This window comes from Bradyrhizobium sp. USDA 10063, assembly GCF_054063735.1.
On record NZ_JBSSGP010000002.1, the window covers coordinates 8199582 to 8224476 of the forward strand.

A 24895-nucleotide genomic window follows, 5' to 3' on the forward strand; every position below is an offset into this window, starting at 1 on the left:
GACGGTCTCACTCTCCCGTCGGAGTCGCCTCCTTACTTACGCGAACAAGGCTCTCGTACTCGGTCGCAAAGATGCTGGCCGACGCAAAGGAGTGTGCGACCGATCGGGCGCAGACGTCGACGCGGTTTTGAAGTAGGCCTTTGGCACGCTCCAGCAATCGCTCACTGATAACCGCGTTGCCAATCGGGCGCTACTGCGCACCGTTACGCCAACAGCGTCGCAGATGCGCTATTGACGTTGGCGTCGCGTGGTCATGGTTGCGAACCTACAACCTGACGCAATGTGCGATTCAAGAGATTTCATTAGCTTGGGTTGAATTTTAGCGCGAGTCCGCGAGATGCATCCTCTCGCAGCATCTGTGCGCCGCGTCGCGCGGACAGAGGCAAATGCAGTCCGCGCAATGCACAAGCGCAGTCCGCTGCGCGGTCTGGCTGGTGCCGGATGTATCTTGCGCGGCCAGCCCAAGATCCGTGTCCGCAGGCGAGATACAAGGTTGAATTGCTAGTTGATCAAACGGCAGCAAAGCATGCCAATTCGAGCTCGCTGCGGCTGACATCGAATTGCAGATCTGTATGTAGAAAATGGCATACGGGTCCACTACAGAGCATCTGGCCGAGACACGAGAGGCGAGCAGATCTGCTCGCGGAGCCAGGCGCTCTTGAAGGATCAAGAGTTTATGTGAGTCTCGTGGAGAGCAGGTGGTGAAGACGTCTCGACTAGCAGCGCCTCCGACTTCGGGTGGCGCCACGCGGAGATGCCATGCGGGAGCCCTCCTGCAATAGTATCCGCCGCATCCAAATGCTCGCCGGATCGGTATTGTGAACGGCGGGCCATTGGATGGCTTCGGTGAATGCAGGAAGAGGGAGCGGAGGTTCGACGATCTGCAGGGGCGTCGTCTTCGCGAGGTGCCGAGCCAGCCTTGAGGGCATCGTCGCTATACGCTCGGTGCCCGATAGCATAGACGGGATCATGCTGAAGCCCTGCACAACGATTTCGACGCGCCGCTTTAGACCGTGCTCAAGCAGAAACCATTCCTCGATATTGGGCCTCAGCGTCCGCCCAAACTTGGCCGCAACGTGCCCCATTGACATGTATCTCTCGAATGTAAGCTGCTCTGACAAATGCTTATTCGTGCGGCAGCCCACGCACACGAGCGTCTCCTCGAACAGTGTCGCTTTAGGATGCTCGCTCGACATGAACAAGTCCGGTAAGACAAGAAAATCGACTTCGCCGCGCCGAAGAAGCTCATCGGGCTCATCAACAAATGGCAGAAACTCGAAGCGGATAGCCGGAGCTTCCTGCGCGACACGATCCACGATCTTTCGAAAAAATACGATTGTCATGAAATCGGAAAGGAGAATCCGGAAGCGACGATCCGATTTGGCAGGGTTGAACATGTCCCGGGAAATGATGGAGAGCTGGATGTGAACCAGAGCCTCGCGAATCGGGGAGGCGAGGCGTTCCGCGCGCGGCGTCGGGACAAGCTCCCGACCCCTCATCGTAAATAGCTCATCGCGGAAGTAGGCGCGTAGCCGGGCAACAGCCGCGCTCATGGCCGGCTGACTCAGGTTGACGCTGCGTGCGGCTGCGGTGAGGTTACGCTCGGTCATCAGAGCATCGAGCGCGACGAGTAGATTTAGATCAAGGCCTTTGAAACGCATGATGTGGAGTTATCCATCGTGTGGATGTGTTCTATCGAAACAATCGATTTTACCAATTGTGAGGAATGCGGGATAGCAATACGTGGGTTTAAAAAGATGGAATTCGGACATACCCAGGATGGCTACCGATTGCCCTGGCGCCGAAAAAAGTTCTCAGCTGTACACCGAGCATCGACCGAGGCGCATGGGCATTGCAGCTACATCTTTCAGCGGATTGCTCAAGGTGGATCGCGCCGGGTCGACGCGGCAAGCCTCGCACGGCTCGCGCACGCTCATGCTACCGATAAACCTTGGTTTGGTGTTACCAACCCTTTCGATATCGGCCGCCTACCCCTGTAGAATTGAACCGACGCTCGACTTTGCCTTAGCTTCGCGACGCATGAAGAGCCGCCTGTTGCAGGTGCCAAATTCCTCTGCGACCTGGCCAAATCAAGTCGACGTGCGTCGCAGTCACATCGTGCGGAAGAAGTAGGGGGAGTCGTTGATGAATCTGATGCGGATCGAAAACACACTCGACGTAGTCTCCGCCTTGGATACCGATCCATCGGTTCGCGAAGCTTTGACGGACATGCTCTGTTCGGCAGCTTTCATCCCAGAACCGTTGCAGAGTGCAGATCACTTGCAAATCCGGCAAGCTTGCCAGCGCGTCCTTCTCGACCGCGGACATACAGTTGGCCGGAGGGACCAGGCGCTGCCTACACCAGCATCTGGTCGTATCGGGAAAGACCATTTTATCCGGTCTGCTCACGGCACGTTTTGCCGACGACCACTGGCTGCGCGCAATACAAGTAGGCGTGTCGTATCATCTGAGCAAGCCATTCAGCGATAGCGAACGCCTCGCGTCCATCAAATCGAATCTCAAATACCAAACGGTGCATAGGGGGCAGCCGTGAACATGATCGTGTCTGGATCTACTGGAGGTGTCTCCCTGCGCCCGCGGGTGCGGTGGAGGCTGGCTTGGGAAAACGAGCTGCGACTCGCTGACCACGTCGAGTTGTCTGATTTCTTCCGAAAGACCTACGGACCGACCGGGGCGTTTAATGCAAAGCCATTCGAAGCCAATCGAAGTTGGGCCGGTGCAAGACCTGAGGCGCGTGTGATTGGGTACGACGCGCGCGGCGTAGCGGCTCATGTCGGTATGCTGCGCCGCTTCATCAAGGTTGGCGGGGTCGATCTACTCGTCGCCGAGCTAGGCCTGTACGGGGTACGTCCGGATCTTGAGGGAATTGGAATCAGTCACTCAATGCGAGTGATGTATCCAGTCCTGCAGCAGCTTGGCGTTCCATTCGGCTTCGGTACGGTTCGGCATGCGCTGAAGAAACATCTTACCAGGTTACTCGGCCGGCAGGGGCTGGCGAGCCTTATCTCAGGGGTTCGCGTACGGTCCACCCTTCCAGATGTGTATCTCAACCTGCCGCCCGCGCGCGTCGAGGATGTACTCATCTTGGTTTTACCGATTGGACGGCCGATAAGCGAGTGGCCGACCGGGACGGTAATTGATCGGAACGGGCCAGAGCTGTGAGACATCTCGATTTCTTATCCGCGGTGCGTAACGAGTACGCTGACCCCGCCGGAAGTCGCAGCGTCTATTTGACCTTTGACGATGGTCCTAATCCCCTTTGCACCCCGGATGTCCTCGATGTGCTGGCAGAACACCGGGTGCCGGCGACGTTCTTCGTCATCGGCGCGTACGCGGCGGACCATCCGAAGCTAATCCGGCGAATGATTGCAGAAGGGCATGAGGTCGCAAACCACACGATGACTCATCCGGACCTGTCCAGATGCGAACCCGCCGAAGTGCAGCATGAAGTGGCCACGGCAAACAGGGTCATCAGGCTGGCCTGCCCCCAGGCCTTGCTGCGGCATATGCGTGCACCCTATGGCATGTGGACCGAAGAGGTGATCACTACGTCAGCAAGGGCTGGGCTGGTCGCCGTCCACTGGTCGGTAGACTCGCGAGACTGGTCTCAGCCCGGCGTCGACGCGATTGTCAACGCAGTGCTGGGCTCTGTCCGGCCAGGCGCAATTGTGCTCTTGCACGACGGATCTCCTCCCGACGAGTTAGGACTGGGCACTCATGCTGCTCTGCGCGATCAGACGGTCTTGGCGCTTTCGATCCTGATTCCAGCGTTGCATGACCGCGGGTTTTCAATCCGCTCGCTTCCTCAACCTCACTGAGCAAACCGACATCCTATGAGCCTGCTTGCCACAACCAGCACTGTCGCTATCTCGTGTTATGCGCTGCTCTCGACTGTCTATAGAAGCGTGCAGGTGCTTTATGCTCTGCCGACAAACGTGTCATTGCCGTCGGGTCACGTGGTCGAATCCGACGCCCCGCCGAGCGTGGACGTCATCGTCCCTTGCTTCAACGAGGATCCGCGCACGCTGTCGGCGTGCCTCGAATCCATTGCAAGCCAAGACTACGCCGGAAAACTGCAGGTCTATGTAGTTGATGACGGTTCTGGAAATCTCGACGCTGTGGCACCCGTCCACGACGCCTACGCGGACGACTCGAGGTTCAGCTTCATTCTGCTCCGGCAGAACGTTGGAAAGCGGAAGGCACAGATCGCCGCGATACGCCAATCATCTGGAGATTTGGTGCTCAACGTCGATTCGGACACGATAATCGCCGCCGACGTGGTCACAAAACTTGCATTGAAGATGCACGACCCAGGGACCGGTGCGGCCATGGGTCAATTGACGGCGAGCAACCGGAGCGACACGTGGCTAACCCGGCTGATCGACATGGAGTACTGGTTGGCTTGCAACGAAGAGCGCGCCGCACAGGCCCGCTTCGGCGCCGTTATGTGCTGCTGCGGCCCATGTGCGATGTACCGCCGCTCCGCGCTCCTGTTGCTGCTCGATCAGTATGAAACGCAATTTTTTCGGGGAAAGCCAAGCGACTTCGGTGAGGATCGTCATCTCACGATCCTGATGTTGAAAGCAGGGTTTCGAACCGAGTACGTTCCCGACGCTATCGCGGCAACAGTTGTTCCGGATAGGCTAGGGCCGTATCTGCGCCAACAACTTCGTTGGGCAAGGAGCACTTTCCGGGACACGTTGCTTGCGCTGCGCCTGTTGCCCGGACTTGATCGCTATCTCACGCTCGACGTAGTCGGACAGAATCTCGGTCCGCTGCTTCTCGCCCTGTCATCGTTAACGGCGCTTGCCGAGCTCGCACTCACAACCACAGTGCCGTGGTGGACTGGGCTGATAATCGCATTAATGACCATGGTTCGTTGCAGTGTGGCAGCTTTTCGTGCTCGCCAATTTCGATTTCTAGGCTTTTCTCTGCATACACTCATCAACATCTTTCTCTTACTCCCCGTGAAAGCCTACGCATTGTGTACATTGAGCAATAGCGATTGGCTGTCGCGTAAGGCTGCGAACCTACCAAACGAAGGTGAAAAGCACGTCGTCATCCGAAACCCGATCCCCGGACCAAACGCTACAGGAGGGGCGTTAGTTGCGGGGTCAATTCGCAAGTCGGATCTTTCGAGCGGTTCTTCGAGACTGGTGACGTCTGACAGCATTTGCAGCGGCGAGTGATCGTGCACATTCCGTAGGTGGACAAGTCGTGAGCCTGGATAAGAAATATCAACTGTTAGAGCGGGAATTGGCTAGCGAAGATCCGTGGCGGCTCGACGGTAATCCGTTCGAGCGCGAGCGTCACACGCAAATGCTCCGTCTGTCGCTTTCTCAAGGGGTGATTACAAATGCCCTTGAGGTCGGGTGCGCGGCCGGCGCATTCACGGAAAAGCTAGCGCCTCACTGTCAACGGATCACAGTGATCGACGTCATGCCGCGGGCGATTGGTCGCGCGGGCCAACGGACGAAACGGTGGTCGCACATCACGTGGATGGCCTCCGACATTCAAGAGTTTTCGACCGCGGAGCTGTTCAACCTGATCGTGGTGGCGGAAGTTCTCTATTTCCTTAAAGACGTGACTGAGATGCGCGCAGCCATCCGGAATTTGGTGAGGATGCTTGCGCCAGGTGGACATCTGCTGTTCGGATCCGCGCGTGATGCGCTTTGCAGGCGTTGGGGGCACCCTGCTGGTGCTGAGACGGGCATCGCTATGTTGAACGAAATGTTGGTCGAGGTCGAGCGCGTACAGTGCCGGGGTGAATCGGCTGACGAGGACTGTTTGCTCGTGTGCTTTCGCAATCCGATTCGATCTTCAAGTCAAACAAATTGCTGACCTTTGAGATGGAGACTCTATGCGCATCTGCGGCATCAAGCTGACGCATGACGGGGCGATCGCTCTTGTAGAGGACGGGCGGCTGGTCTTTTGTGTCGAGCAGGAGAAACGGGACAATAATCTACGGTATCAAGCCATCGACAATCTTGAGGCCATTGCTGTCGCTTTGGCGGAGCACGGTCTGGATCCGCGGGATGTTGATCAGTTCGTCATCGACGGTTGGGACGGGGAGGTCGAGTCGCAATTCCAGGTTCTTGGTGGGCCGGCAACTATCACGCTCAAAGGCGCGCCGTACGTTGAACGCCATGCCGAGGGTGTTCTCACGTCGCACGACGGATCTGGCCTGATGCTCGGCAGCAGGGACTTCTCTTATAGAAGCTATCCGCACGTCACAGGCCATGTGGCCGCCGCATACTGCACCAGTCCCTTTGCCAAAGACGGACAACCCGCCTTCTGCCTGGTATGGGACGGCTGCATCTTTCCGCGCCTCTACTATGTAGAACGCCGGGGCGCTCGGTTCATCGAATGCCTGTTTCCGATAATAGGGCATGCCTATGCTGTCGCTGGCCAACACTTCGGACCTTACAGGCAGGCGAACCGCGTCAGCTGGGACCTCGGTATTGCCGGCAAGCTGATGGCCTACATCGCGCTGGGGTCTGCTGACGAAGAGATCGTGGCGGTGTTTCAGGAGCTCTACGAGCAGCGCTTTGCGGCCGACACAGAGCAGGCTCGTCGTTACCGCGCGGACATCAATAGCGCGGAGTCGTCACTTGCGGCTATGCATGACTTCTTCGACGCGAGCGCGCGCCGATTGAAGGCCGAGCGAGCCGAAGATGTACTTGCATCGTTTCATTTGTTTCTCGAGCGTCTACTCATCCGGGAAATGGCCATTGCTTTGCAGCGCCATTCGTGTTTTTCGGGACCGCGCAATTTGTGTATAGTCGGTGGCTGCGGTCTCAATATCAAATGGAACAGTGCACTACGTGCTACCGGCCTGTTTGATGCTGTCTGGGTCCCGCCCTTTCCGAATGACAGCGGCTCGGCAATCGGTGCCGCTTGCGCCGCAATGGCGGCGGACAAAGGCTTTGTGCCGCTGGAATGGTCGGTCTACAGTGGCCCGGCGTTGATGGGCAGCGATGTGTCGTCCGAATGGGACGCTGCGCCGTGCAGCATGCGTGAGCTTGCTGCCATCCTCGCGAGCAACAAGCCTGTGGTTTTCCTCGCCGGCCGCGCCGAGCTTGGACCACGGGCGTTGGGCGGCAGAAGCATTCTGGCAGCCGCGACATCGGCGGGAATGAAGGATCATCTCAACGAGATCAAACTTCGCGAACACTTTCGGCCAGTCGCGCCGATATGCCTGGAGGATCGTGCGCCCGATATTTTCAGTCCTGGAACGCCGGATCCCTACATGCTTTTCGATCACCAGACCCGGGCAGAATGGCGGGACAAGATTCCTGCTGTTGTACATCTCGACGGATCTGCGCGATTGCAAACCATTCCCAGAAGCTCTCAGCACAAAATCGCCGAGCTCCTCGTCGAATATGAAAAACTCACGGGCATTCCGCTGCTTTGCAATACAAGTGCCAACCACCATGGACGTGGGTTTTTTCCGAACGCCGCAGCGGCCTGCCAGTGGGGACGCGTTGAACACATATGGTGCGACGGCCTGCTGCGGACCAAAACAGTCGTAAGTGAGCGATCGCCGGCCGAACGGCTTGCTTCAGGCTAAGATAAACCTATGTCCACTGCAGCAATCGACCTTTTCGGCGTAAGGAAGTCGTTTGGCAACAAGATCGTTGTCGACGGGCTCTCGTTCACCGTTGCGCAGGGAGAGTGCTTTGGCCTGCTGGGACCGAACGGCGCAGGCAAGAGCACGATTGCGCGTATGGTTCTCGGCATGACATCGCCTGACGCGGGCAAGATCACAGTGCTAGGCAAGCAAGTGCCGGCACACGCTCGCTTGGCCCGCATGCGCGTCGGGGTGGTCCCCCAATTCGACAACCTTGATCTCGAGTTCACAGTGCGAGAGAACCTCCTGGTTTTCGGACGCTATTTCGGCATGAGCGGACGCGAGGTCGAGGCGGTCACGCCGTCACTGCTTCAGTTCACTCGGCTCGAGAACAAGGCGGATGTGCGCGTCGCCGAACTGTCCGGCGGCATGAAGCGGCGCCTGACGCTGGCGCGTGCGCTCGTCAACGACCCGCAGCTCCTTGTAATGGACGAGCCGACCACCGGCCTTGATCCGCACGCGCGCCATCTGATCTGGGAACGGCTGCGCCAGCTGTTGGCGCGCGGAAAGACGATTCTTCTGGCCACCCACTTTATGGAAGAGGCCGAGCGGTTGTGCGACCGGCTATGCGTGCTTGAGGAAGGGCGCAAGATCGTCGAAGGCAGGCCTCACGCGTTGATCGACGAGCAGATCGGCTGCCAGGTGATCGAAATTTACGGCGGCAATCCGCATGAACTGCGTACGCTGATCAGGCCGTACGCGCAGCGCATCGAGGTGAGCGGCGAGACGCTCTTTTGCTATGCGCCCGATCCAGAAAAGGTGGGCGCACAGCTGCGCGGGCACACGGGTCTACGCCTTCTGCAGCGCCCACCGAATCTTGAGGATGTCTATTTGCGACTGACCGGGCGGGAGATGAAGGACTGAACGATGTGGAAACGTTATGCGGCGGCTCTGCCTGCCAATGCGTGGAACTGGGTCGCGGTATGGCGCCGCAACTATCTGATCTGGCGGAAAGTCGCACTCGCATCGGTTCTCGGGAACCTTGCCGATCCCATGACTAATCTGTTCGGCCTCGGATTTGGCCTCGGAATGATTGTGGGGCGGGTTGAGGGCACTTCGTACATCGCGTTTCTGGCGGCTGGCATGATGGCGACTAGCGCGATGACCTCCGCGACCTTTGAAGGAATCTATGCGGCTTTCGCCCGCATGCATGCTCAGCGCACCTGGGAAGCGATCCTGTGCACACAGCTCACGCTGGGCGACATCGTTCTCGGTGAAATGGCGTGGGCAACCAGCAAGGCCGTTCTGGCCGGAACAGCAATTGCAATTGTTGCCACCACGCTGGGCTATGCAGCGTGGCCATCCACCCTCTACGCGTTGCCAGCAATCGCCCTCACTGGCCTGGTCTTCGCGAGCTTAGCGATGGTCGTCATATCGCTTGCCCCAAGTTACGACTATTTCGTGTTTTACCAGACGCTCGTCGTGACCCCCATGGTGTTCCTCTGCGGCGCAGTCTTTCCGGTGAACCAGCTGCCCGGCGCATTCCAGAGCGTAGCTGGCTTACTGCCGCTGGCACATTCGGTCGACCTCATCCGCCCAGCGATGCTTGGCCGGCCGGCTGACGGCGTCGCCCTGCACATCAGCGTGCTTTGCATATATGCGGTCCTGCCGTTCTTCCTGTCTACGGCGCTGCTTTGTCGGCGCCTGATGCGCTAACGCTGTGTTCCGCACAAGCGAAGGAGATAACCGATGCAGTACCGCAAAGTCGGCCCCAGCGGCTTGAGGGTGCGCAGCGTGCGGCAGCACCTACGACGTGTTATCGTGAACATGACATCGGTACGGTCCACGGCGCGTGATCATTGGCAAGCTGGCCATTCGATGCAGGCACCCTCGGAGCGCCACTTCCGTGCCGCAGCTGAAGAACGACACCCCCAGCGTGGAAGTCAGCCTGTCTGTCACGGAAAGTCCTTGATGGCATCAGCCGATCTCTCCGGTTATCGCGCGCCGGCACATGATCGGCTGATCTGATGTCGCTGATTCAAATGGACCTTACGAAAATTGTTTCAAGCGATGACGCCTGATCGGCGTTCGTGCAGGCGCGCCACCATGCAACCCAGCCAGGTGAAAGCGTCTTGGTCAATTGGGCCTTCGTGTCACGATAAATGGAGAATAAGATGTTGTGTCTAGGAGTGAGCGGCGGGCTAGACAAAGTCTATGAAAATCCACTTGAGCTTCCGAAAACATTCTTGCACGATGGCGCTGCCGTGCTCGTTCGGGACGGACGCGTGATCGCGGCCGTCGAAGAAGAGCGCCTCAATCGCATTAAGCATTCCAACAAATTCCCAAGCAGCGCGATTCGATATTGCCTTGCAGCTGCGGGGGTTCAGATCAGCGACATCGATCGTATCGCATTCTACGCGACCGAGGCCTATTGCAATGCCATGCTGGAACGCCTGTTCATTTCCCAGCCGGACATCTCCGTTCCGCTGGATGCCAAACTGCTGCTGCGGAAGTTACTAGCTCAAGAGTTCGGTACCGAGGTCGATGCGTCGCGCGTCTCATTTGTAGGTCACCATCAGGCACACGCGGTGAGCACTTTTGCGATGTCCGGTTTCGAGCAGAGCCTGATCTTCGCGATCGATGGAGGTGGTGATTTCCTCTCCGGCCTCTTGGCGGTCGGATCTGGAACCGAGTTCACACAACTTGAGACCTTCTCAGAGACTAATTCGCTAGGTCTGTTGTATCTCGAGACGATCCGATATCTCGGCTACGGCTTGTTCGATGAATACAAGGTCATGGGGCTTGCCCCGTACGGGGATCCCGCTCCCCATCGCGAACTCTTCGAGCAGTTTTATGAACTCACCCCAAATGGGGGCTACCGCATCCACCTGGATCGCATCGGTCCGACGTTGCTCCGGAGCATCGAGGTTCGGCGCAAGGGAATGCCATTCACGCAGCAGCATCGGGATGTGAGTGCTTCATTGCAGGAAGCGCTGGAGCGGATCGTGTTTCACATTGTCCGGCACCATCGCGAGGCCACCGGTATGAAGCGGTTGTGCCTGGCGGGAGGGGTAGCCCACAACTGCACCATGAACGGTAAGCTGCTGTATTCAGGGCTCTTCGAAGATATCTTCGTACAACCCGCGGCGCACGACGCCGGTTGCGCATTAGGCGCTGCACTCATGATGTCTAACGAGCTGGGCCGGCCGGCGCCGCGTGAGCGACTGCAGGAGGTCTATTGGGGTCCTGATCTCGGGAGCGACCGCGCCGTGGAGCAGGAATTGAATGCATGGGCTGGACATCTTGACATTGAACGAAGTGATGACGTGGCAGGAAGGGCTGCCGATTGGATGGCTGACGGCGCCGTGATCGGCTGGGTGCAGGGGCGTTCTGAGTTCGGGCCGCGTGCGCTTGGCAACCGGAGCATTCTTGCCGACCCTCGCCCTGCTGCATACAAGGACCGGATCAATGGGATGGTCAAGAAGCGCGAGGGCTATCGACCGTTCGCACCATCAGTGCTGGAGGAGGATGCACCCGAATTTTTCGATCTTCCGGATGGTGCGCGCGAATTTCCCTTTATGAACTTCGTCGTTCGCGTCCGTGACTCCAAGCGAAGCGTGCTCGGCGCGATCACACACATTGACGGTACGGCGCGGCTGCAAACAGTATCGCGAAAGGCAAATCCCGCCTATTGGGAGGTTATCGATGCGTTCAAGAAGCGGACGGGCATCCCAGTTCTGCTCAATACCTCCTTTAACAACAATGCCGAGCCGATCGTGGATTCGGTCGCAGACGCGGTCGCCACATTTCTGACGACAGAGTTGGATGGGCTTGTGGTTGGGCCGTTTCTCGTGAAAAAGCGCTCTGCAACACTGGAGGATTGGACTGCGCTTGCGGTTTCGTTGCCGCCGTATGCATCCCTCTATCGAGTCCGTGCTTACACTGCGAAAGATCACCAGGAGACGCTGTGCGAAATCCGTACGGGCCACTCTAGCCATAACGGTGTGCGTATTTCACATGACTTGTTCGATCTGCTGATGCGGATCGAGGGCGAAGCCGTGCTTGGGGATCTCCTCGATACATTTACGGTCGATCTGAAGAGGCGTGAAGCTCTCGTGAAGGAGCTGCGGGGATTGTGGGAGCAGCGCCGCGTTCGGCTGCATCCTTCACACGCTGCTCGCGCGCACGACTACGATCAAACGCTGGACGAGGCATACGCATGAGCATGCGCCGTGTGCATATCTCGGAAATACAGCAGTTCACCAGGCCACTGACACCGGCCTGCCCGATAAGCCGGCTCATCGTTATAGCCCGAGCGCAGCAGCACAGCAGGAGCAACTCCGCAGGACAAGATGCTCCTGTACCAGAAGTGCTGTTCAACATGTGCATGATGGAGAGCCTCTGGAGGAGCCGTTGCAAAAGGTGGGTTGCCATCCGAGCGGCAACCGTTGAGAGCCCATCACCTGCATTGCGGTGCAAAGAAGGATCTACCAGCCCAATTGGTTTAGATCACGCTGACAATATCGGGCGAGACCATAGTAGTGTCCGTTACATCCGATCCATGCGGTATCCCGGAGCGAGGCAAAGAAGATGCTTGTTGATGGCTTGATGAAGGATCGAGTTGTTGTCTCTCGACGACGTACTGGTTTCGGTGATTGCCTGTGGTCGCTGGCGGCAGCTTGGCGCTACGCGCAGCGCACAGGGCGGGCGCTAGCCATTGATTGGCGTGGATCCTGTTATCTAGATCAACCCTTCACCAACGCCTTTCCGGTGTTCTTCGAGCCAATTCAACACATCGCTGGCGTGCCGGTTGTTTGCTGCGACGACCAGATCAACCAGCTCTCATTCTCGGGTCCCTTCTTCCCGCCGTGGTGGAATAGGCCATCGATCGACTGCGTTTACCGCCCAGATGAACAAATTTTCCGAGAACGCGATGAGCTGAGTCAACTTTTCGAAACTCAAGATGATTGTGAAGCCAACACTGTGGTGTGTGATGCGTGTTTGATGTGGCGCTGCGATCAGGAAGCCGAACGACAGATATTTCGGAGCATCAAACCGAGGTCTGAAATTCAAGATCGGATTGACGCCATCTATCAGGAGCACTTTAGGGGGCACAGCGTGATCGGCGTTCATGTTCGGCATGGCAACGGCGAAGATATTATGGGGCACACGCCTTACTGGGCCGATCCGGAGCTCGCCTTGCAGCAGGTATGCACCGCCATTCATAAGGCCAAAGCGCTACCGCATCCAAGACCTGTGATGGTGTTCTTGTGTACAGATAGCGCGCAGGTGCTTGATCGGGTATCGGGTATGTTTCCCGATCTTTTCACGATCCAAAAACGCTTCCAGGCGGATCAGGCAGGACCGCTACATAGTGCTGCACTGGGAGTCGAGGGCGGCTTTTCCGCTCTCATCGAGATGTATCTCCTTGGGCGATGCGATACCGTGATTCGTTTTCCACCGACTAGCGCCTTCACGCGCTATGCCCGCCTCTTCGCGCCGCGCACGATTGAGTTCAATTTGAAAGACCCCAGTCGTTTGATTTTGATTGATAAATCATCCGAACATTTCCCGGCTTTATGAAACGCGTGACCCGCCCCTCACTGATGATATCAGCACTCGCTGCAGTTAGGCGGCATTGCCGTTCGTCCTGTCAGGGCGTGTTCCTTCGTCAACGCCTAATGCGTTGAAGCGTCTAAAAAGACCAACGAGAGACAGCATGCATCACAATCTGCTAAACGTCAGCTTCCAGAAGGGCCTCGCCGATTGAAGGCGCGCGAACGGGTGGAGTGCTGCCGGCTCGTTCGCTCGCGATGTGAACGCTGGCTGGCAAGCATTTGGTGAGTAGCGGGCGGCGGGCTTACGGGGTGAATTTGGGTTCGGAGGAGTCTTCCGCTAACCGCAATGAGACGGTGCGGCATGGGGGGCTCGCAGACACGGCAGCCATTCGGAAACACGGCTTTGGCGCACAAGCGCATTCTCAGCCTCAATGGCCGACTATTCGTCGCAAGCACTCCTCGAAGGTGCCGAGCCGGTGACGCTCAAGCAGGTCGTCCGGGTGGAAGTCGCCCTGTCACGGAAAGTCACCGATGGCATAGTCAATCTATCACCCTATGGAACGCCGGTGCCATGATGCGGCTAGCCTCGCGTCATTGACTCAATCCAAACCGTCGCAACCAGTGTTTCCGCAAACATCTGGCATGTCGGGTCCGCACGGTCGTCCCAAGCCATTTGGATAATTATGATGTCCGAAGAACTGGCTCGCGTTGCCTGGAAACATTCTGAACGAGCATTCCGAATTGGGAGCAACGGTGAGTCCTTCAATGGGGCCATGCGGATTGGCCCATGAACGATCATCTTTCCTCGTGCCTCGCAGAGCACAGGCGTCCCAATTTGATCGCTTGGGGGCAGACAAGGGAACCAGCTCAGTTGTTGAAGTTCAGTTCTGCCGACGACCCGGCTCGGCCGCAGCGCGTCAAAGCGTCAATTGACGCATGCAAGGCCTGGCGCCTGCGCGTCGATCAACATGCTTGTATTGATTACATGGGGAAGTCCAGTGCTTCGGCTTTTGTTTGCGCCGTCATTTAGCGGCAGATAGCCGACCGCTGGACCAAATGCTGCAGAGTGTCACGCTTGGCCGCCACTTCGCAGATGAACCTTACGTAAAAGGTTGGTGACGTCAGATTTGCACTCGCAGACATGTGTGCGACAGCGCGGCGTGCCATCCTTTTTTGTTTTCTTCGGCAAGAGGTGCTCGTTATCGTTGTCCATCGGCACGCTCGCGCGATCAAGCGGACCCATTCGATCAGATAGGGATAAAGTGGAATGACGTAGGCGGTAGTCTGGTTCTCTGGAGCGCGCAGATCGCCAAGCAGCAACGCATCCTTGCCCTTCGCATCGAATGGTCTGAGAGCGAGCCAAAAGAACTTGCCAGCGGCTCTGATGTTTGCAATTTGTCTGACGACATTCGCCCGACCGCATTGGCGCGTTTGCGACAGCGCGCCGATGTTCGGGGGGGGGGCACGTAGCGTGGTTGCGGCCAGGGAAGCAGTTAAACGAGAGCAAATGAACAGCTGCGTGCGTGCCGAGGAGCTTATGGGAATTCTAAAAATCGGCAGGTCTGCATCGCGCGGTGCTACTGTCGGAAAGCAGACGCGCTTGGTGTCTGAAACCTGCCAAGCTGTTTGCGAACAGACATTGGACCGCAAGACGTGCGAGCGTTCCTCTGAATCGCACTGGCCCAAATCCTGCATCGGCTTTGGGGGGCAAGAGAATGGGAGCCGGGTTTGAGTCTCAATCTGAGAAACGACGATGCGGTTGTTGGTCCACCATTGGCAAAGGACGGTGGCTGTCCGTTTCACGACGATAGACCCCAGGGAGAACAGAAAACGTTGGTGTTAACCGGCGGCTCGCGCGGCATTGGTCACGCCACCGGAAAGCTGTTTTCAGAAGCGGGCTGGCGCATCATTTCTTGCGCGCGCCGACCGTTCGATGGCCGGCGATGCCCGTGGGAGTCAGGGGCCGACGACCATGTCCAGGTGGACCTCAGCGACCATCGGACGCTGCCGCGCACGATCGCCGAGATCAAGGAGCGTCTCGCGGGTGCACCGTTGCACGGATTGATCAACAATGCCGGCATTTCGCCAAAGACGCCGGACGGCGCACGGCTGACATCGTTGACGACCTCAGTCGAAACCTGGATGCGCGTGTTCCACGTCAATCTGGTTGCGCCAATCCTGCTCGCGCAAGGCCTGTTCGACGCTTTGAAATCGGCGTCGGGATCCGTTGTCAACGTGACCTCAATCGCAGGCTCGCGAGTGCACCCGTTTGCCGGCAGCGCCTATGCGACATCGAAAGCTGCGCTCGCGTGTCTCACGCGCGAGATGGCGCACGACTATGCACCGCATGGCATTCGCGTCAATGCGATCGCGCCCGGCGAGATCAAGACAGACATTTTGTCGCCGGACACGGAGGTACGTCTTGTGCCCAGTATTCCGCTGCGCCGGGTGGGCACGCCCGAAGAAGTCGCTAGGGTCATCTTCTTCTTATGCTCTGATGCGGCAAGTTATGTCACGGGCACCGAGGTGCCGATCAATGGTGGCCAACATCTGTGATCCACTAGTCGTGGAGTAGACAATTCGCGGGCTGATTTGAGATACATCGAGCGAGCTCGTGTTCTCGCCAAATCCGCGCGACGATGTCTCCAAAGGCAGAAATAGGCAATCAAGGCACGGTAAGTTTACCGTCGTGCCATAATCAAGGCGCTATAGGTTTACCGTGGTGCCATGAAAAGGCAGTATGTCTCGCTGTCATCCCGCGAAATTGGGCGCTCAATCAAGGATGACATGCAGCACAATGCGCGCAAATCCGAACAAGGTGCCAGGGAGGATGATCATAACAACGGAGACGTCGTCATGGTGCATATCGCGTCGCTACGCGAACGGCCCAACTCAAACTCCGAGACGGACCACGAGATGCCCATTGAGGGGTTGCACGAGAGCGCGCTGACCGGCATCTTCGAGATATCGAAAGTGCTCGCCGCTCCCTGCCGGCTCGAAGTCACATTGGCCAATGTTGTCGATCTTCTGCAATCATTTGTGCAGGTGCGGCACGGCATCGTCTCTCTTTTCGACGATGATGGCGTGCCGGAGATTACCGTGGGCGCCGGCTGGAGCGAAGGCAGCGACGAGAGCTACCGGATGCGCCTGCCGCAGAAGGCAATCGACCAGATTGTGGCGACGAACAGCCCCCTCATGGCCGAAAACGTAGCAGTGCATTCGGCCTTCAGTGCTGCGGACGCGGACGTGCTCGGGGCCTCCGACAACATGCAAGTGTCGTTCATCGGCGTTCCGATTCGCACCGATGCGAAAGTCGTTGGCGCGCTGACTATCGATCGCATCGCGGACATCGGGTCGAACGGCCGGCTCGATTACGACGTCCGGCTGCTGACCATGATCGCCAACCTGGTAGGGCAGACAGTGAAACTGCATCGCCTGTTCGTTCGTGACCGCGAGCGACTGATGGCGGAAAAGGACCGGCTGCAAAAGCAATTATCCGAACTCAAGCACCCTGCGCGGGAGCGTAAGAAGGTCCATGTCGAGGGGATCCTTGGCGACAGCCCGGCGTTGCGCGGGCTGCTCGAGAAGATCGCGGTGGTAGCCAAGTCGAACAGCTCGGTTCTGTTGCGCGGCGAATCCGGAACCGGGAAGGAGCTGGTCGCCAAAGCCATTCACGAGCGATCAGCGCGCGCCAAGCGGCCCTTCATCAAGCTCAACTGCGCAGCGCTTCCTGAGACTGTACTGGAGTCCGAATTGTTCGGTCATGAGAAGGGTGCCTTTACCGGCGCGTTCAGTTCGCGCAAGGGGCGCTTTGAGCTTGCAGACAAAGGCACCCTGTTTCTGGACGAGATCGGGGAAATCTCGGCCTCGTTTCAGGCAAAGCTGCTACGGGTCCTGCAAGAGCAGGAATTCGAGCGCGTCGGCAGCAACCAGACCATGAAGGTTGATGTTCGTGTGATTACCGCCACCAATCGCAATCTTGAAGAGGCGGTGGCAAGGAACGAGTTCCGCGCCGACCTCTATTATCGCATCAGTGTGGTTCCCTTGGTCCTGCCGCCGTTGCGCGAAAGGCGCAGTGATATTCCGCTCCTCGCCGATGCGTTTCTCAAGAATTTCAACAGCGAGAACGGCCGCACGCTGACCTTCGATGCGAGTGCGATCGAAGTGCTGATGAACTGCGGTTTTCCCGGAAACGTCCGCGAACTCGAAAATTGCGTGCAGCGGACGGCGACCCTTGCGTCAGGATCATCGATCGTCAGAGACGACTTTGCCTGCTGCCACGGCCAATGCCTTTCCGCGATGCTGTGGAAGAGCGGATCGGATGAGACGGCACGGCAGCCGGAGCCGATCGTACCAGGGTGCGTGAAGCCGGCATCGCCGGTGGCAGACGCTGCTATCTCGGTCCCGCCTGTCGGCAGCGAGCTGGCGCCGCTAACGCCTGCCGGTGCACCCCTCGTAAGTGGTGCGAAGGTGACCGATCGCGAGCGTGTTATCGCGGCCATGGAAAGGTCTGGCTGGGTGCAGGCGAAGGCGGCACGCCTGCTTGGATTGACGCCGCGCCAGATTGGCTACGCCCTCAGGAAATACGGTATCGAGATCAAGCGCTTCTGAAAGGACTACCGGGCTTGGGCGTGTCGGCGCCGCGACCATCGCGCAAGGCGGGGATGGAGCAGGCTTGTGCTGGTCTCATAAGATCGATCGCGGATCGGCCACCCGTCCTCAAGCTTTTGAAGGGTGGCGCCGTGCCGCCGATTTCATCGCACTGAGCGCGCTGAGGAAGGCCCCGCGCGATCTGAACGTGGCCTGCCCGTGCGCACGAGCGTTGCCTTTGCCGGCTTTAGATCAAGGAGAGCAGCCATCATGACAGAGATCCCGCTACTCCGGAACGATGTCGATGTGCTCCTGGCGATCTGAAGCCCCGTCCAGTGAGAAATTGCAGGACCGACGGTCTCGTGAACGCTTAGGCCCCGCTGCAGAGAGATACAATCCGCGTGGATTGACTTGAGCAAAAACGCGTCCCGTCCTAGGCCGCGCTTTCCTTGATCCCGGGTTAACTACAAATCACACCGCTTGAGCTGCGCTGTCGCAGTCGCGACGAATGTCGGACTTCCGCCGTCGGCGAACGTCAGGCGACAATGATATGAGGCTCGTATAAGCCATTGTATTGCTGCCAGAGTCCTAAATTCGGGGAAATGGTACGACAATTGCTGTTCTCTTCGCCAGCCGTCGTATTTTGTGGAAAAGCCATGCACAATGTTGTCTGCATCAAGCAGGTTCCCGACTCCGCGCAAATCCGCGTGCACCCCGTCACCAACACGATCATGCGCCAGGGCGTGCCGACCATCATCAACCCATACGACCTCTTCGCGCTCGAAGCCGCGCTGGAGCTGCGCGATAAGTTCAGCGGCGAGATCACCGTCCTTACAATGGGGCCGCCGTCAGCCGAAGACTCCTTGCGCAAGGCGCTGACCTTTGGCGCCGATCGCGCCATACTGCTCACCGACCGCTGCTTCGCTGGCGCCGATACGCTGGCAACAACTTACGCACTGGCGACCGCCATCCGCAAAATCGGCAAAGAATATGGCCCGCCTGATCTCATCTTCACCGGCAAGCAGACTATCGACGGCGACACCGCCCAGGTTGGGCCCGGCATCGCAAAGCGGCTCGGTGTGCTGCAACTCACCTACGTAGCCAAGATTAGCGCCCTGGATCTCACCGCACGCACTATTGAAGCGGAGCGGCGCGCCGAAGGCGGCGTTCAGGTGCTGCGCACCAGGCTACCGTGTCTCATCACCATGCTTGAGGCGACCAACCAGATTCGTCGCGGTGCCATGACCGATGCATTGCGTGCCGCCCGGTCGCCGATCGTGAAATGGAGCGCACAGGACGCCGGCGTCGAAGACATCTCCAAATGCGGTCTCAAGGGCTCGCCGACCATCGTCAAGCGTGTCTTCGCGCCCTCTGCGCGCGCTGAGAAGGCGATGCTGGTGGAAGCCGCCGAGCAGCCGGCGCAAGCGTTGATCGATGCCATCTTCAAGCATCAGCCCAAGCTTGAAGCCGACCTTGCGGCGCTCGCCCGTGACGTCTGATCTGGAGAGTCCTAACCATGAGCAGAGCTCTTGTGTGGATCCGACTATTGCCGGCGCTCACAGGCCCATTTTCGCGGACGGCTATCGCCGCATTCACGTGACCGCGTCTCAAGCTAGGACAGGATCCTCAAAGATGCGCCGCTGAACGAAGGAGAGGCCCATGATCGAAGAGAGGTTCGATGCCATCGTGGTCGGCGCCGGAATAGCCGGCAACGCGGCAGCGCTGACCATGGCCAAGCGAGGCATGAAGGTGCTTCAGCTCGAGCGCGGCGAATATTCCGGATCGAAGAATGTGCAGGCTGCCATTCTCGATGCGGACGTGCTGGAACAGCTGATCCCGGATTTCCGCGAGGACGCACCGCTCGAGCGCCATTTTAGCGAGCAGCGCTTCTGGAGGATGGATGACCACTCCCATATCGGGCTGCGCTACCGTTTCAACGACAAGCGACCGGACCGTTATATCGTTATCCGCGCCCAGTTCGACAAGTGGTTCTCCTCCAAGGTCAGGGATGCCGGTGCTAGCGTCTTGTGCCAGACCACCGTTACGGAGCTAGCGCAGAACCGCCGTGGCCGCGTCATTGGTGTGCGTACCGACCGCCAAAAAGACATCATCCGTGCCGATGTGGTGGTGCTCGCCGAGGGCGTCAATGGCTTGCTCGGCACGCGTGCGGGCTTGAGCGAGTGCCGGAAGCCCGACGAGGTTGCATTGGCGGTCGAGCAAACGCACTTTCTGCCGCGGGAGACTATCGAAGCCCGTTTCAAGCTCAAGGGCGACGAGGGCGTCGTGATCGAGGCCGCCGGCACCTTCTCTCACAGCATGACCGGCATGGGTTTCATCTATGCGAACAAGGAGAGCATCTCACTCGGCATCGGCTGCCTTGTTTCCGAGCTCCAGCGCACCGGCGAAACGCCGTACAGCCTACTCGATCGGTTTAAGCGCCACCCGGCGATCGTAAGGTTGACCGAGAGCTCGGAGGTCAGGGAATATTCCGCGCGCCTCATTCCCAAAGTCAGCTACAAGACCATACCTCAGCTCTATGGCAAGGGCTGGGTGGTAGTCGGGGATGCCGCCCAGCTCAACAACATCATCGATCGCGAAGGCCCAAACGCTGCTTTGACCTCGGGGAGGATTGCCGGGGAAGCGATCGTCTGGGCGAAGTCGGGCGGCGACCGCACAAAAAAGAATAGGCTTTCCTTGTACAGGACGATGTTGGATGAGTCCTTCAAGGGTTCGAAAAAGAATGTGCCAGCGCTACTGCATACCGAACCGCAAAACTTTCTCCTCACGTATCCGCAGCTCATCTCGAAGGCGATGCAGAACCTCCTTCGCGTCAACGGCATGCCGGGGGTGAGCGAGGAGAAATCGACCCTAAATACTTCGCCAATTGCGTGGTTATGGAACGGGCCGTTTCGCGATTCTTTCCGCTTTACGCGCGCCTTGCGCTGGCGCAGCACCAACTGACGCGGGAAAGGTGGAAGGACCAAGAACATAGGTGCCGAGTGTTCGGTGCGCTTTGGGGACAAGCCGTTCTACGACAGTTATCTCATCGACATTGGAGTTCCATATCAAGGGCGGCCTCGCGAGAGCCCGTCACTGCAACTCCTTGCCGCTGTTGATAGCTTGCCCGGCTCGCTGCTACGAGCTCAATATCAAGGGCCCAGGCCGTGACGAAAGTTGACGACTACGTCGAATGTAGCGCCTGCGGCGTCATCGGCGAACCCACCGGCGACATCGAATGGAGTCATCCGTAGGACGGCTGCGACGAGCCATCCAAGTTTGGCTGACAATTGGTGAGCTGCCATGGCGCCTGCACATTGACCATCAATCCACCTGGCCCGCGCACTCAATGCCGCTCCCCTTGGGCAGGAGGCGTCGCGGAAACGACCTGACCATGCCGCGCGACTACGTATGCTTGGGACGGAGGCAGACGATCTCATGGCGCCAACGCTCAAACGCTCCTTAAGGGGCTTCAGTTGCAAGGACCACACAGATGATCGTAGGTCCGGAAAGCTAAATCTAAGTAGGATGCTCGACGATAATTTGAGCTTGGGGCGAGCTGCCAAGACGGCAGATCATCTGCAGCCATGAGCGTGTCAGCTATGGCGAGCTCTTCGCTCGGGTATGCCGATTGGGGACAGCGCTGCTGAGAATAGGGGGTTCGCCCTGGTGAACGAGTGATGCTCGTCGTCGGCGATACCCCACTTCTCGCAGTGGGCCGCTAACGGTGCGGCTGCTGGCTAGCGCGGTGTGGATTGCACGCTTAAAAGGCCGTTTGGCCGCTCAGGCCGCGATGGCTTTGCAACTCTCGACGGCTTGGCGCTCCCGGGATAGACGGTGAGTGCCGCGATGATGCCGAGCACAGCTGCTAACATCAGCCAAAAGGCAGGCGAAGCCTTGTTATCCGTCCGATCGATCAGCCAGGTCGAGGCGAATGGCGTAAAGGTGCCAAACAAGGCGGCCGCCAGTGAGAACGCCAGAGAGAAGCAGGTTGTGCGCACATGTTTCGGTACGATCTCAACAAGAGCGCCCAGCATAGTGCCGCTATAGATGCCGAAGTAGAGCGAGAACATCATCTCCACCGCCAGCATCTTGCCGAAAGTGGGGGCGCTTACCAGCCAGTCCAATGCCGGATAGACGGTCACTAAGGCAAGGCCGGCAATGGTTAGCAGAACCGGTTTGCGGCCGATTCGGTCAGAGACCGCGCCACCGATCGGATTCCAGATGAAGTTGGTTACAGCAACCAAGACCGTCACCAAGAGCGCGTCCTGGGAGGACAGCTTCAACACGTTCCTACCGAATGTGGGCGTGTAAACGGTGACAAAATAGAACGTCGTTGTCGTCAGGATCGCGATCATCATGCCGAGAATGACGATGCGCCAGTTGGCGAGTGCCGAGGCAAAGACTTCGCGGGCCGTGGGATGGTTCTTCATGGCCAGAAATTCCGGCGTTTCCTCCAGCGTCCGGCGCAGGAAGAAGATAAGCGGAATGATCAGGCAGCCGAGAAAGAACGGGATACGCCAGCCCCAGGCGGCTACTGTTTCGAATGGCATCGATTCGTTCAGCAGGTAGCCCACGATCGCCGCGACCAAAATCGCGACCTGCTGGCTGGAGGACTGGAACGAGGTGTAGAAACCACGCTTCCCCGGGGTTGCGATCTCCGACAGGTAGACCGAAACGCCTCCGATTTCGACGCCGGCGGAAAAGCCCTGCAGCAGCCGTCCGATTAGCACGATGACGGGTGCCGCAATGCCGATCGTCTCGTAACTGGGACAGAAGGCGATGATCACGGTGCCGATCGCCATGATTGAGAGGGTGACGATCAGGCCTTGCCGACGGCCAATTTTGTCGATATAGGCGCCGAGCATGATCGCGCCGACCGGACGCATCAAGGCGCCGAGCCAGAACACGCCGAAGGTGTTGAGCAGCGAAGCGGTTTCGCTGTGCGACGGAAAGAATGCCTTCCCAATGGCGCTGGCGTAGAAGCCGAACAGGAAAAAGTCGAACTGCTCGAGGAAATTGCCGCTGGTGGCGCGCAAAATCGCGCCGATGCGCGATTTGACCGTCAGCGTATGCGTTGTGGATGCTTGTGACATTGTGAGTTTCCTCCCCGTCTGAAATGGCCGGTTGCGGAAAACCTCACGCCAGCCAGAACTGCAACTCCGGCCGGCAATCTGCCACCAGAGGCATTACCGACCGACCGGAAAGCGCCTCATCTTTTCGGCATATTTTCGGCGGCTGGTGCGCGGAAACACAGATTTCCAGGATTTCTTTGCACCCGCAGTGAGGTAGTAGTCGTGTAACACGCGAACCTTGCAAATTCTCGACGACACAAATGCCTCTCGGGAAGAAACACGACGCTTGCTCCGACACTGCGACAAGCTGGAACTCATATGTCCGTTGTAGGAGTTCTATCATTTTCGGCGTGCCCTAGCGGGCGGGGCAAGCGAACGTCTGTCCCGACATCAAATCGACAAATCTCGACACCCGGCGCACGGCCTGCAAGAGCGGGCCTGCAAAGAGCGGAGTAGGCGTCCGCGTCCACGACAAACATGAAGCGGTGATCGGCCTTGAACGCGGCAAGCCTTTCCAGGTTTTTGATGATTGAAGTGCGCTGCGCCGAAGCCGGGCTGATAGGGCTTGGTCGTTTTCAGTTCACCCACGATGCTAAGGCCGGCAGGGTCAGTGCCTCAATATCGATGCCCGACGCCCCTTGCGGCTTCCCGCTGCATCGAAGTCCACGATGCCAAAGCGTCGTTCCAGGTAGCGTTTGACCAGCAATGTGGCGACAAAGCCAAAGCGGCCCGGATTCCGCAGAGCCAAATCGTTCAGGGGGATCGGCTCATCCGGGGGTATCGCGACAATCGCGGTCTTGTCGATGGGAGGCGATTGCAGGGCCGCCACGAGTCCCAGTCTCTCGATTGCCGCATTCGGCGACGCATTCGGCGGCAGGGCACGATAGAGACACGCTTCTTCGTTGATCCCGGCAAAACTCGCATTGCCGAGCGCGGCCACGGTGCAGTTGGCGCGTCCATAGAGAACATGGTCAGCATGAGCCGTCTGGACGAAAATCAGTTTCGCATGGATGAAGCGGTTCTCATCTGGGCTTTGAAGCTTCGGAGGCTGACCGGACGCTGCGGGTCGAGCGCGCCGGGCGGAAAAATGTGTCGGCCCTCATCAAGCAGAATGATTGCTTCGGTTACGAGCATCGCATCGACGAGATGGTTGATCGCGGCCAAATCCTCATCCCAATACGGACTGACGAGCAGAAGCAGCAACATCTGACAGTGAGACAGATCGGCAGGGCGTTGCAGCGGCCGCGCCGCAAAGAGCAGGTCTTGGTGGAGCCGCCGCTCGACGCCGTCGCCCGGTATGAACGATGGCGTCAGTGCACAGAAGTCATTGAGGTCGGCGCGCGTGACAATTGCGTTTTGGACCGTGTCGAAGAAGCGCGTCGCCAGCGACCCGGCCGATTCTTCAAAGGCATGCGCAAGCGCCTCTCCAAATTCGGGGCTGGGGGACAGGAATCTGATGATCCTTCGACGGCATAGACGCCGATCTCGAAAAGCTGACTGGCGTAGGCTGCGCCGTAAGCGCCCCATGCCTGCTGCAGACAGGACGCGCCCTCGCTGTCAGGGTCGGCGTGGCGCGCAAAATCCACCGCGGACCCCTGGTTGGAATCGAGCTTCCGCTGCGCCCACAATACGGCGGCCATGCCACCCCGCGCTTCTGAGCGGCAAGGGCGTATACCGCTTCGGCGCGCCGCACGAATTTCTGCCATGTCTTCGGGGGGCGTGTCGCCGCCACGATGAGTGTGGTTCGATGCGAGCCAGCGTAGAGGCCGTAGTAGCGGATGCGCAGCGTCTCGTTGCTGATGCCGGGCACCAGGCTCTGATAGAGATTAATGCTGCTATTTTGCATCCCGAGCGGATCAAGCCCGCTCTTTTGTTGTATTCGGTCCAATCGGGATAGGCGACGAATTCCGCAGGTACGTTACGGCCTTGCCGTCTGCGCGGTCTTGCAGGCGAGTTATAAATTCGTCATTCAGCGAGTCCCCTCAAGCTATGTAAAATAGCTAATTATAAATATATTCAACAGGTAATCACGGAACGGCCGCCTGCTGCAAAATGTACTAGCGGTTTCTATTCCTGTGAAGGCC

The 24895-nt window shown here is 58.4% G+C and carries 18 protein-coding genes and 1 pseudogene; 15 read left to right on the forward strand and 4 right to left on the reverse strand.

Features of this window, described 5'->3' with window-relative positions:
• Positions 1-716: 716 nt before the first annotated feature.
• A complete protein-coding gene (locus tag ACVJGD_RS40475) occupies positions 717-1661 on the reverse strand; it encodes a LysR family transcriptional regulator (RefSeq protein ID WP_456639364.1) in 945 nt (314 codons plus the stop codon).
• Between the two features lie 895 nt (positions 1662-2556).
• Between ACVJGD_RS40475 and ACVJGD_RS40480 the strand changes: the two genes are divergently transcribed.
• The 15 genes and pseudogenes from ACVJGD_RS40480 to ACVJGD_RS40550 all read left to right on the forward strand — a co-directional run bounded on the left by ACVJGD_RS40480 (position 2557) and on the right by ACVJGD_RS40550 (position 20990).
• A complete protein-coding gene (locus ACVJGD_RS40480) occupies positions 2557-3183 on the forward strand; it encodes a NodA family N-acyltransferase (RefSeq protein WP_456640541.1) in 627 nt (208 codons plus the stop codon).
• Positions 3180-3839, forward strand: coding sequence for a chitooligosaccharide deacetylase NodB (gene nodB, locus ACVJGD_RS40485; protein ID WP_456639365.1), 660 nt, complete (start codon positions 3180-3182; stop codon positions 3837-3839). Before ACVJGD_RS40480 ends, nodB begins: the two co-directional genes overlap by 4 nt.
• A gap of 15 nt (positions 3840-3854) precedes the next feature.
• Positions 3855-5210, forward strand: a complete 1356-nt coding sequence (gene nodC / locus ACVJGD_RS40490) for a chitooligosaccharide synthase NodC (protein WP_456639366.1) — start codon at positions 3855-3857, stop codon at positions 5208-5210.
• Positions 5185-5862, forward strand: a complete 678-nt coding sequence (gene nodS / locus ACVJGD_RS40495) for a nodulation methyltransferase NodS (protein ID WP_456640542.1) — start codon at positions 5185-5187, stop codon at positions 5860-5862. The genes nodC and nodS overlap by 26 nt, the downstream gene beginning before the upstream one ends.
• A 19-nt stretch (positions 5863-5881) precedes the next feature.
• Positions 5882-7591, forward strand: coding sequence for a nodulation protein NodU (gene nodU / locus ACVJGD_RS40500; RefSeq protein WP_456639367.1), 1710 nt, complete (start codon positions 5882-5884; stop codon positions 7589-7591).
• 9 nt (positions 7592-7600) lie between these two features.
• Complete coding sequence (gene nodI, locus ACVJGD_RS40505; protein ID WP_456639368.1) at positions 7601-8515, forward strand: nodulation factor ABC transporter ATP-binding protein NodI; 915 nt, start codon at positions 7601-7603, stop codon at positions 8513-8515.
• A 3-nt stretch (positions 8516-8518) separates the two neighbouring features.
• Positions 8519-9307 carry an ABC transporter permease gene (locus ACVJGD_RS40510; protein ID WP_456639369.1) on the forward strand — a complete coding sequence of 263 codons (789 nt, stop codon included), beginning with the start codon at positions 8519-8521 and terminating at the stop codon, positions 9305-9307.
• Positions 9308-9765: 458 nt separating this feature from the next.
• A complete protein-coding gene (locus ACVJGD_RS40515) occupies positions 9766-11814 on the forward strand; it encodes a carbamoyltransferase family protein (RefSeq protein WP_456639370.1) in 2049 nt (682 codons plus the stop codon).
• A gap of 367 nt (positions 11815-12181) precedes the next feature.
• Complete coding sequence (locus ACVJGD_RS40520; RefSeq protein ID WP_456639371.1) at positions 12182-13174, forward strand: nodulation protein NodZ; 993 nt, start codon at positions 12182-12184, stop codon at positions 13172-13174.
• A 406-nt stretch (positions 13175-13580) separates the two neighbouring features.
• A complete protein-coding gene (locus ACVJGD_RS40525) occupies positions 13581-13724 on the forward strand; it encodes a hypothetical protein (protein WP_456639372.1) in 144 nt (47 codons plus the stop codon).
• Positions 13725-14877: 1153 nt separating this feature from the next.
• Positions 14878-15705: an SDR family NAD(P)-dependent oxidoreductase gene (locus ACVJGD_RS40530; RefSeq protein WP_456639373.1), complete on the forward strand. Its 828-nt coding sequence runs from the start codon at positions 14878-14880 to the stop codon at positions 15703-15705.
• 300 nt (positions 15706-16005) lie between these two features.
• On the forward strand, positions 16006-17760 hold the full coding sequence (nifA, locus tag ACVJGD_RS40535) for a nif-specific transcriptional activator NifA (RefSeq protein ID WP_456639374.1): 1755 nt from the start codon (positions 16006-16008) through the stop codon (positions 17758-17760).
• Between the two features lie 635 nt (positions 17761-18395).
• Complete coding sequence (locus ACVJGD_RS40540; RefSeq protein WP_456639375.1) at positions 18396-19238, forward strand: electron transfer flavoprotein subunit beta/FixA family protein; 843 nt, start codon at positions 18396-18398, stop codon at positions 19236-19238.
• 160 nt (positions 19239-19398) lie between these two features.
• Positions 19399-20700: an FAD-dependent oxidoreductase gene (locus ACVJGD_RS40545; RefSeq protein ID WP_456639376.1), complete on the forward strand. Its 1302-nt coding sequence runs from the start codon at positions 19399-19401 to the stop codon at positions 20698-20700.
• Positions 20701-20727: 27 nt separating this feature from the next.
• Positions 20728-20990: pseudogene (locus ACVJGD_RS40550) on the forward strand (ferredoxin family protein).
• 486 nt (positions 20991-21476) lie between these two features.
• Here the strand turns inward: ACVJGD_RS40550 and tcuC are convergent.
• The 3 genes from tcuC to ACVJGD_RS40565 all read right to left on the reverse strand — a co-directional run bounded on the left by tcuC (position 21477) and on the right by ACVJGD_RS40565 (position 24338).
• Positions 21477-22832, reverse strand: coding sequence for a tricarballylate/proton symporter TcuC (gene tcuC, locus ACVJGD_RS40555; protein WP_456639377.1), 1356 nt, complete (start codon positions 22830-22832; stop codon positions 21477-21479).
• Positions 22833-23418: 586 nt separating this feature from the next.
• Complete coding sequence (locus tag ACVJGD_RS40560) at positions 23419-23751, reverse strand: hypothetical protein (RefSeq protein ID WP_456639378.1); 333 nt, start codon at positions 23749-23751, stop codon at positions 23419-23421.
• A gap of 56 nt (positions 23752-23807) precedes the next feature.
• Positions 23808-24338, reverse strand: a complete 531-nt coding sequence (locus ACVJGD_RS40565; protein ID WP_456639379.1) for a hypothetical protein — start codon at positions 24336-24338, stop codon at positions 23808-23810.
• Positions 24339-24895 lie beyond the last annotated feature (557 nt).

What these genes read in the sequence shown, in the direction of transcription:
- nodU (WP_456639367.1), top strand. Translation starts at nt 5,882, where the DNA reads ATGCGCATCTGCGGCATCAAGCTGACGCATGACGGGGCGATCGCTCTT.
- ACVJGD_RS40510 (WP_456639369.1), top strand. Translation starts at nt 8,519, where the DNA reads ATGTGGAAACGTTATGCGGCGGCTCTGCCTGCCAATGCGTGGAACTGG.
- nodC (WP_456639366.1), top strand. Translation starts at nt 3,855, where the DNA reads ATGAGCCTGCTTGCCACAACCAGCACTGTCGCTATCTCGTGTTATGCG.
- ACVJGD_RS40515 (WP_456639370.1), top strand. Translation starts at nt 9,766, where the DNA reads ATGTTGTGTCTAGGAGTGAGCGGCGGGCTAGACAAAGTCTATGAAAAT.
- nifA (WP_456639374.1), top strand. Translation starts at nt 16,006, where the DNA reads ATGGTGCATATCGCGTCGCTACGCGAACGGCCCAACTCAAACTCCGAG.
- nodI (WP_456639368.1), top strand. Translation starts at nt 7,601, where the DNA reads ATGTCCACTGCAGCAATCGACCTTTTCGGCGTAAGGAAGTCGTTTGGC.
- tcuC (WP_456639377.1), bottom strand. Translation starts at nt 22,832, where the DNA reads ATGTCACAAGCATCCACAACGCATACGCTGACGGTCAAATCGCGCATC.
- ACVJGD_RS40520 (WP_456639371.1), top strand. Translation starts at nt 12,182, where the DNA reads ATGCTTGTTGATGGCTTGATGAAGGATCGAGTTGTTGTCTCTCGACGA.
- ACVJGD_RS40545 (WP_456639376.1), top strand. Translation starts at nt 19,399, where the DNA reads ATGATCGAAGAGAGGTTCGATGCCATCGTGGTCGGCGCCGGAATAGCC.
- ACVJGD_RS40480 (WP_456640541.1), top strand. Translation starts at nt 2,557, where the DNA reads ATGATCGTGTCTGGATCTACTGGAGGTGTCTCCCTGCGCCCGCGGGTG.
- ACVJGD_RS40565 (WP_456639379.1), bottom strand. Translation starts at nt 24,338, where the DNA reads ATGGGGCGCTTACGGCGCAGCCTACGCCAGTCAGCTTTTCGAGATCGG.
- ACVJGD_RS40475 (WP_456639364.1), bottom strand. Translation starts at nt 1,661, where the DNA reads ATGCGTTTCAAAGGCCTTGATCTAAATCTACTCGTCGCGCTCGATGCT.
- ACVJGD_RS40525 (WP_456639372.1), top strand. Translation starts at nt 13,581, where the DNA reads ATGGCCGACTATTCGTCGCAAGCACTCCTCGAAGGTGCCGAGCCGGTG.
- ACVJGD_RS40540 (WP_456639375.1), top strand. Translation starts at nt 18,396, where the DNA reads ATGCACAATGTTGTCTGCATCAAGCAGGTTCCCGACTCCGCGCAAATC.